Below are 7,803 nucleotides of genomic sequence, written 5' to 3'. Positions count from 1 at the left end.
AGGGTAAGCGCCTTAAAGCTGGGTGGGATAATCAATATTTGGAGAAATTAATTAATTTATGATGCGTTTGCCCTGAAGCGAATGCCCTGTTGCTTAAGAAAATCTTAAAATAAAATGTATTTTTGGTTCTTTTAAATCTGAAATCAAAATTCGTTAATCTGAAATCATAAATCATAATGAACTGGGAACAACTTTTATCACTAAGACGACAAGGCGACAAAGGCAAAAGATTGCGTGTAGAACAAGACGATACCCGTTTGGGTTTTGAAGTTGATTATGATCGTATTATCTTCTCGTCCGCTTTTAGAAGTTTACAGGATAAAACACAGGTGATTCCGTTGTCGAAAACTGATTTTGTACATACCAGATTAACACATAGTTTGGAAGTTTCAGTTGTGGGACGTTCATTAGGACGATTAGTTGGTAAAAAAATCATAGAAAAATACCCGCATTTGAAAGAGGTTCATGGGTATCATATGAATGATTTTGGGGCTATTGTTGCTGCAGCATCTTTAGCTCATGATATTGGTAATCCACCTTTTGGGCATTCTGGTGAAAAAGCGATTGGAGAATATTTTTCCATTGGGAAAGGACAGCAATACAAAGACCGGCTTACTGCAAAAGAATGGCAAGATCTAATTGATTTTGAAGGAAATGCCAATGGATTTTCAGTACTGACTGCAAGTCGTCCCGGAATCGAAGGCGGACTCCGAATTTCGTATGCGACTCTTGGTGCTTTTATGAAATATCCAAAAGAAAGTCTGCCGAAAAAACCAACCAAAGACATTGCCGATAAAAAATACGGTTTCTTTCAAACCGACAAAGCCTTTTTTCAAGATGTGGCTAATGATATGGGTTTAATTCCGAATAAATCAGGAGATAATATAGGTTTTGAAAGACATCCTTTAGCCTATTTAGTTGAAGCGGCAGATGATATTTGTTATACTATTATTGATTTTGAAGACGGTATCAATTTAGGTTTGGTTTCTGAGGATTTTGCCTTGGAATATTTGATAAAATTGGTAAAAGACAGCATTGATACTTCCAAATATAAGACTTTAGAAACCAAAGAAGACAGGATTAGCTATTTGCGAGCTTTGGCAATTGGGAGTTTAATAAATAATGCGGTTAAAGTTTTTATCGAAAATGAAGCATTAATTTTGGCTGGAAAATTTCCTTACGCTATAATGGACAAGAGTAAGTATAAAGCACAAATGGATGATATTATCAAAATCAGCGTTAAAAATATCTATCAAAGTCGGGAAGTAATAGAGAAAGAAATTGTGGGTTATCAGATTATTCAAACTTTGTTGGATAAATTTATAACAGCTTTTAACAATAAATTCAATGGAAATGCTTCCAATTATGATGCGCTAATTTTAAAAATGTTGCCGGAGAAGCATCATTTGGAAAAAGAAAATCTTTATGGGAGATTACTCCATATTTGTCATTATGTGTCTCTTTTGACTGATGGAAATGCGTTAGAATTGTTCGAAACCATTAATGGCAGAAAAAAATCGTAACGGTTTAAAAAGCATACACTATTCCTACGCCTAACAGTTGTTTCAGTTGTATTTTTGCACCTTCGGTAACTTGTTTACCGTCAATTTCCTTTTTGGATTTTATATCATCATCATAAACTATTCGTGTGCCAATATTTGCTTTTACATATTGGTTTACGACTAAGTCCAATAATAAATCATAATCGACATCAACATTGCCAAAATTATTAATGTAATCAGAGTAAATACTTATGCGGTTTTCTATATTGACGTTTTTGAAAATTTCTTTTTTGTAAAGACTGGTCATTAAAAAACCAAGTTCTGTTTTTGATCTTTTACCTTCAGAAATTAAAATCCCGTTACTATCATAAATGGCTTTTGCTACACCAAAAGCACCTTGGTCGGCTAATCTTTGATCCAAAACTAAGGTTGTTTTAAAAGTAAACGGTGAGATATAGAATATTCTTTTTTTATCTTTATTTGCATTTTCAGCACCTACACCCATAAATGCGTATGCTGGGGCTAAAGGTTTTGAAATGGCAATTTCCTTGTTTGGGTAGGAATATCCATTTGTGAACTGTGTATTAAAATTGAATTTTGCGCTGTGATACCAATTGGTTATGGTGTCTTTTCTATAACCAAATGTGGAGTTAAATTGTAATGCATCATCGGATTTCCGTACTTCAATTCCGTCTTGTTTATTTAAACCATATCGAATAATAAGTTCGTTTACCCATTTGCGATTTTTTTTGGCATAAACTCTTGAAAAATCACCTTTAATCAATCCGGATATGGAACTTGTTCCCCCGGCACTCCAATTAACAAAAGCAATTTCAGAGAGGTAGAAACCTAAACTGTTTTTTTTTGTCCAGGGAGATACTGTAATTATAGGGATTGGCGGGTGTATTTTTAATGCAACTGTTAAAGGTGTGAATGTAGTTACTTTTACAAGTGCTGTTGTAGGTGTAAGCCCAGCTATTATGGGTGTTGTTGATGTCTCTTGAGAAAAACTATTTATAGAAATTGTTAGTGAAAAGAAGAGTAAGGCGTGGGACAGTAATTTCATAAAAGCGTATTAAATTTAAGGGTGCAAAATAATTGTTTTAATAACTTGAAAAAAGTATTTCAAGACTTTTAACGTCAATTTTGCAATATTGTTGTAATTCGGTAACAGTTCCCTGTTCGATAAATTCATCAGGAATACCAAGAACGGTTATTTTTGAGGTATAATTATTCTCCGATGCAAACTCGAGAATGGCACTTCCAAAACCGCCTTTGATAACGCCATCTTCTATTGTGATTATAGTTGCAAATTCAGTAAAGATGGAATGTAATACCTTTTTACCTAATGGTTTAACAAAAGGAAAATCGTAATGTGCAATTGTTATTGGATGGGGCATTTTGGCTATAGCCAAAGTAACATTATTACCAATTGTTCCGTTGGATAAAACGGCTACTTTCGAACCTTCTTTAATACAAATACTTTTTCCAATTTCTATTTTTTCATACTTCCCAAGATGTTGAGTTTGCCAATCTGCAATAACACCACGACCACGTGGATAGCGAATGGCAATAGGGTGATTTAATCCCAATTGTGCTGTATATAGAATATTTTGTAAGGCTATTTCGTTCATCGGAGCATAAACAGTCATATTGGGAATGCAACGTAAATAAGCCAAATCGAAAACACCGTGATGTGTTGCGCCATCTTCTCCTACTAATCCGGCTCTGTCTAAGCAAAAAATAACCGGTAGATTTTGTAAAGCCACATCATGAATCACCTGATCATAACCTCTTTGTAAAAAAGTAGAGTAAATATTGCAAAAAACAATCATGCCTTGTGTTGCCATTCCTGCTGCTAATGTAACTGCATGCTGTTCGGCAATTCCCACATCAATCGCCCGTTTTGGAAATGCATCCATCATAAATTTCAAGGAGCTTCCTGACGGCATTGCAGGCGTGATTCCAATAATTTTTTCGTTCTTTTTAGCTAAATCTAGTAGGGTCAAGCCAAATACATCTTGGTATTTTGGAGGTAAATTTTCTTCGGATTTTATATGGATTTCACCTGTGTTTGCGTCAAATTTCCCTGGAGCATGGTATTTTACCTGGTTGTCCTCGGCTTGTTGCAATCCTTTTCCTTTGGTAGTAATAATGTGAAGGAACTTAGGACCTTTAATTTTTTGTAAACGCTTTAATTCCTTTATAACAGCAAAAATATCATGCCCGTCTATTGGTCCTGAATAATTAAAATTCAAGGATTTAATCATGTTATTTTGTCTTGGATTTTTTCCTTCTTTTACAGCAGTCAGGTATTTTTTCAATGCACCAACGCTTGGGTCAATGCCAATAGCGTTATCATTGAGAATTACCAATAAATTAGCGTCAGTAACTCCAGCGTGATTTAGTCCTTCAAAAGCCATTCCTGAGGCGATAGAGGCATCTCCAATCACTGCTATGTGTTGTTTGTTATGATCGCCTTTTAAATTAGAAGCAATTGCCATTCCTAAAGCTGCGGAAATAGAAGTAGAGGAATGGCCTACGCCAAAAGCATCGTAAATACTCTCACTTCTTTTTGGAAAACCGGAAATGCCACCCAATTGCCGATTGGTATGAAAATTTTCTCTTCTTCCCGTCAATATTTTATGTCCGTAGGCTTGATGACCTACGTCCCAAATCAATAAATCTTCAGGAGTATTAAACACATAATGTAAAGCAATCGTGAGTTCTACAACTCCAAGACTTGCGCCGAGATGTCCTTCTTTTACAGAGACGATATCGATAATGAAATCACGTAACTCTTGAGCAACTTGTGGAAGTTGGGCTTCGTCGAGCAGACGTAAATCAGTTGGGTTATTTATGTTTGAAAGTAAATTATCTGACATAAAGCAAATGTACGAATTGAATTCTTATTTTTGTAACTATGATAAATCCTTTCACTGACGAATATTTTATGAAAAAAGCCTTGCAGGAAGCCGAAATGGCTTTTGAAAAAGGCGAAATACCTGTTGGCGCTCTTATTGTCATTGACAATAAAGTGATAGCCAGAAGTCATAATTTAACCGAATTACTAAACGATGTTACCGCTCATGCCGAAATGCAATCAATAACTGCCGCTGCTAATTATCTTGGAGGAAAATATTTAATTGGTTGTACACTTTATGTGACCTTAGAGCCTTGCCAAATGTGTGCCGGAGCTTTGTACTGGAGCCAGATTTCGAAAATTGTTTTTGGTGCAACCGATGAAAATCGAGGTTTTACAAAAATGGGAACGCAATTGCATCCTAAAACGACTGTTGTTCGGGGAGTTTTGGCTGAGGAAGCTTCGGACTTGATGAAACGATTTTTTATAGAAAGAAGAAAATAATTATATAGGACAACAGTTATTTTGCTTTATATCCTTCAAGCAAATAAACAAGCATATTCCTGACATGCTTTTTATTTCTGAATTGTCTGATGATTACTGGCGTGTTAATTTTTTTAAACATCATCTTGTACTGCTCATGTGGATCGCTAAAATTAGTAGAAACTGTAATAAAATAGGCATCATCGCCATATTTTAGTTTCTTTCTGTATTTATTTAGCCATTCATAGGTATGGATATCCTCTAATTTCCCGACAGCAATAAAATCTAAATGCAAGGGCTGTACAATGTAATTATCTATATGTGCACCTGGAAACCATTTGTTGTTAATAATTAAAGTGGTTGTCGTTTTCCCTGATTGAATGTCTTTTTTATATGTTTTTTCAAATTCATTCTTAAAGAAATTCCAATCGTACAGGTCTAATGTAACATCCCCTTTGCCAAACGATTTTTCTTTTTTACTCCCAATCGTACCAGGAAAGTAATTGATTAACAGGATTCCAGAAATTGTTATTATCAGTATGAAAATACAAGAAGAAATAGCTAATTTATGTAATCTCAGTTTTTTATTTTTTAAAGTTTGTACTTCATCGGCAATGTAACAAGCGGTGAGTATAATCAATGCTGTAAAGGCGGGTCCGGACCAATGGGGTAACGTATCTCTGAATAATGAGACGAAAAGCAACAAAAAAATTAATGGGATACTTAATAAAAGAAGTATTCTTTTGATTGGAGTTGGGATATTGATTTTGTTTTTCCAAAGAGCGATTGTTGTTATAATAATCAAAAAATAATTAATTGGGTTGTTGTAAAAAACACCTCCAAAAAATTCTCTAAAAAAACTACTGGGATTAATACCTCTATTAATGGAAACTCTATTACTATGAAAAGTATAGGTAATGAAATGATTATTAATATTCCAGATTAATAGGGGTGAAATAATTAGTATAGTGATTAATACCGCAAGATAAAGGTATCCATTAGCCAATAGTGCCCTTTTGTAACATAAAATATATAATCCAAAACCGAACCATAAAAACACACCATGTATCTTACTCATAATACATAAACCGGCAACTAATCCAAAAAGTAAAAGATTATAATTTAGATTGGTATCAGTTTTGGTGGCTGATACAATTTTGATAAGTAAAGAAATGCAGATCATCCAAAAAAACAATTGAGGGGAATCAGGCATAATAAAAACACCTGCAATTATACTCGAATAAAAAGACCCAGTAAACAATAAAGCAGCAATAAAACCTGCTTTTTCATTCTTTATATTTTTGCAAATAGTATAAATCAAATAGGTGTTAACTCCTGCTAATATAATAGAACCTAAACGAATGAAAAGTTCGTTTGTAAAAAACAAATTGAGTGTTGTCAATCTGATAAGTAAGGCAACCATAGGTGGATGGTCGAAATAATTCCATTGTAAATGTTGGGCATAAGTAAGATAATAAACTTCATCGTTGCCTAGTCCTGTTGTAATTGCAATAATCCCCCTAACTAAAGTGGCGACAAGTATCAGTAAAAATAGCTGGTGCTTTTCTATCATTATAATTTAAAGGTATACAGTGTGTTGGCGGTGAAATTCCATACAACCACAATGATAGTAACGATTACTTTGCATGCATAAAAATTGATTTTAGTGTTTTTTTGAAGTAAATAAAGCAAAATTGTGTTTAATGTAAGACCTATAACTGAAATAATTAAAAAACTAAGAAACTGAGATGCAACATGGCTGTCGTTATTGTGAAAAGTAAAATATCTGTTGAGAATATAATTGTTTACAACGGCAAACGAAAATCCCAACGAGTTAGCAACATATTTATTTAGTCGTAATTTTTCTTTGCAAAACCAAGTAATACAGAAATCGATTACAAGACCTGTGAAACCAACCAATCCAAATTTTATAAATATAATGAAATCCATTTATCCGTTGGTTATTGAAGAGTTGGGAAAAGTAGTGCCCCAGGGTTTTAGGATTAAACGGCTTTGTTTAGTAACTATTTTGATAATTTTTAAACTAATTGTATCGTACCAAACTATAGATAAGGACGCAAACAAAATCCCTATTAAAGCTCCGCCCAATACATCTATTAAAAAATGATGGGCTAAATATATTCTGGAATACCCTATTAAAAGCCCAAAGACCAATGAAAAAACACTCACGCGTTTACTTGTAAAATAAGTAGAAAAAATTGTAGCCATTGCAAAGGCGGAAGCGGAATGGCCAGAAGGAAAACTACGAAATCCAACTCTACTATTCACAAAAGTATCTAAATAAAATTTATATTTATGGACTGCAAAATACACACTTGGCCTAGGTGCAGTAATAATTGTTTTGAAAATTTGGGAAAATAAACCTGAGACTAAATAAGCCAGTACTAAAAGCAAAGCTAGTTTTTTATGCTTTTTAAAAAAAACAAGGATTACTGAACTAACTAAAAAAGTGAACATGCCATCTCCCAAAAAAGTGATATTCTGAAAGAAGATTTTTAGGTTTTTTGTGTGAAAACTATTCAAAAAAATAAAGCCTTCAGTTCTTGAAAGAACGCACAAAAAAACAGCAATAGTTATTGTCAACAGCAAATTAATTTTATAAAACAGATTGTTTTTATATAGTAAGGTTAAAAGTGTATCCATTTTCAAAAGAAATATTTTTACAAAATTAATCGGTTACTGTATTCTTAATAGATATTAAATATTATAAAAATAAAATCAAATCGTAAAACGAATGTTACGTAGGATGAGATTGCCTCTATGAATCAAGGGCTGTATTAACCTAGCAAGACATCAAAGATTCGGCGAACCTAAATGGCTTCTAAAAAAAGACATAAAAAAACCGCCAATCTCACGAGAGGGTACTGAAAAACCTCGTTTATTTTGATTAGCGTTCTTTTTTAGACAATAAAAAAACGCTTGTAACAGGATTTT

7 protein-coding genes are annotated in these 7,803 nt (G+C 33.6%); 2 read left to right on the top strand and 5 right to left on the bottom strand.

All coding sequences use genetic code 11. The features are described 5' to 3' along the window. The first annotated feature begins 176 nt into the window (after nucleotides 1-176). Nucleotides 177-1,523 (top strand): deoxyguanosinetriphosphate triphosphohydrolase, encoded by a 1,347-nt coding sequence (locus FNW38_RS16990; RefSeq protein WP_143387529.1) that lies wholly within the window; start codon nucleotides 177-179, stop codon nucleotides 1,521-1,523. A 4-nt stretch (nucleotides 1,524-1,527) separates the two neighbouring features. Here the strand turns inward: FNW38_RS16990 and FNW38_RS16985 are convergent, their stop codons facing one another. Beyond that, nucleotides 1,528-2,568 (bottom strand): DUF3078 domain-containing protein, encoded by a 1,041-nt coding sequence (locus FNW38_RS16985; RefSeq protein WP_143387528.1) that lies wholly within the window; start codon nucleotides 2,566-2,568, stop codon nucleotides 1,528-1,530. Nucleotides 2,569-2,605: 37 nt separating this feature from the next. Next, nucleotides 2,606-4,387 carry a 1-deoxy-D-xylulose-5-phosphate synthase gene (locus FNW38_RS16980; RefSeq protein ID WP_143387527.1) on the bottom strand — a complete coding sequence of 594 codons (1,782 nt, stop codon included), beginning with the start codon at nucleotides 4,385-4,387 and terminating at the stop codon, nucleotides 2,606-2,608. Between the two features lie 38 nt (nucleotides 4,388-4,425). Between FNW38_RS16980 and FNW38_RS16975 the strand changes: the two genes are divergently transcribed. Further along, complete coding sequence (locus FNW38_RS16975; protein ID WP_143387526.1) at nucleotides 4,426-4,869, top strand: nucleoside deaminase; 444 nt, start codon at nucleotides 4,426-4,428, stop codon at nucleotides 4,867-4,869. Nucleotides 4,870-4,885: 16 nt separating this feature from the next. Here the strand turns inward: FNW38_RS16975 and FNW38_RS16970 are convergent, their stop codons facing one another. Genes FNW38_RS16970 through FNW38_RS16960 form a run of 3 tightly spaced genes read right to left on the bottom strand, consistent with a single transcriptional unit; the run spans nucleotide 4,886 to nucleotide 7,512 of the window. Further along, nucleotides 4,886-6,421, bottom strand: coding sequence for an ArnT family glycosyltransferase (locus tag FNW38_RS16970; protein WP_143387525.1), 1,536 nt, complete (start codon nucleotides 6,419-6,421; stop codon nucleotides 4,886-4,888). Further along, entirely contained in the window at nucleotides 6,421-6,798 is a 378-nt protein-coding gene (locus tag FNW38_RS16965; RefSeq protein WP_143387524.1) for a GtrA family protein, read from the bottom strand. Before FNW38_RS16965 ends, FNW38_RS16970 begins: the two co-directional genes overlap by 1 nt. Further along, nucleotides 6,799-7,512 (bottom strand): phosphatase PAP2 family protein, encoded by a 714-nt coding sequence (locus tag FNW38_RS16960; protein WP_144065101.1) that lies wholly within the window; start codon nucleotides 7,510-7,512, stop codon nucleotides 6,799-6,801. It lies immediately after the preceding gene. Between the last annotated feature and the right edge of the window lie 291 nt (nucleotides 7,513-7,803).

The organism is Flavobacterium gawalongense, from assembly GCF_007097265.1.
Classification (GTDB): domain Bacteria; phylum Bacteroidota; class Bacteroidia; order Flavobacteriales; family Flavobacteriaceae; genus Flavobacterium; species Flavobacterium gawalongense.
Note: the sequence above shows the minus strand (reverse complement) of the source record. Positions and strands in the feature narration are given on the sequence as shown.

Coding starts and splice junctions, on each gene's coding strand:
- FNW38_RS16990 (WP_143387529.1), top strand. CDS start 177: ATGAACTGGGAACAACTTTTATCACTAAGACGACAAGGCGACAAAGGC.
- FNW38_RS16985 (WP_143387528.1), bottom strand. CDS start 2,568: ATGAAATTACTGTCCCACGCCTTACTCTTCTTTTCACTAACAATTTCT.
- FNW38_RS16980 (WP_143387527.1), bottom strand. CDS start 4,387: ATGTCAGATAATTTACTTTCAAACATAAATAACCCAACTGATTTACGT.
- FNW38_RS16975 (WP_143387526.1), top strand. CDS start 4,426: ATGATAAATCCTTTCACTGACGAATATTTTATGAAAAAAGCCTTGCAG.
- FNW38_RS16970 (WP_143387525.1), bottom strand. CDS start 6,421: ATGATAGAAAAGCACCAGCTATTTTTACTGATACTTGTCGCCACTTTA.
- FNW38_RS16965 (WP_143387524.1), bottom strand. CDS start 6,798: ATGGATTTCATTATATTTATAAAATTTGGATTGGTTGGTTTCACAGGT.
- FNW38_RS16960 (WP_144065101.1), bottom strand. CDS start 7,512: ATGGATACACTTTTAACCTTACTATATAAAAACAATCTGTTTTATAAA.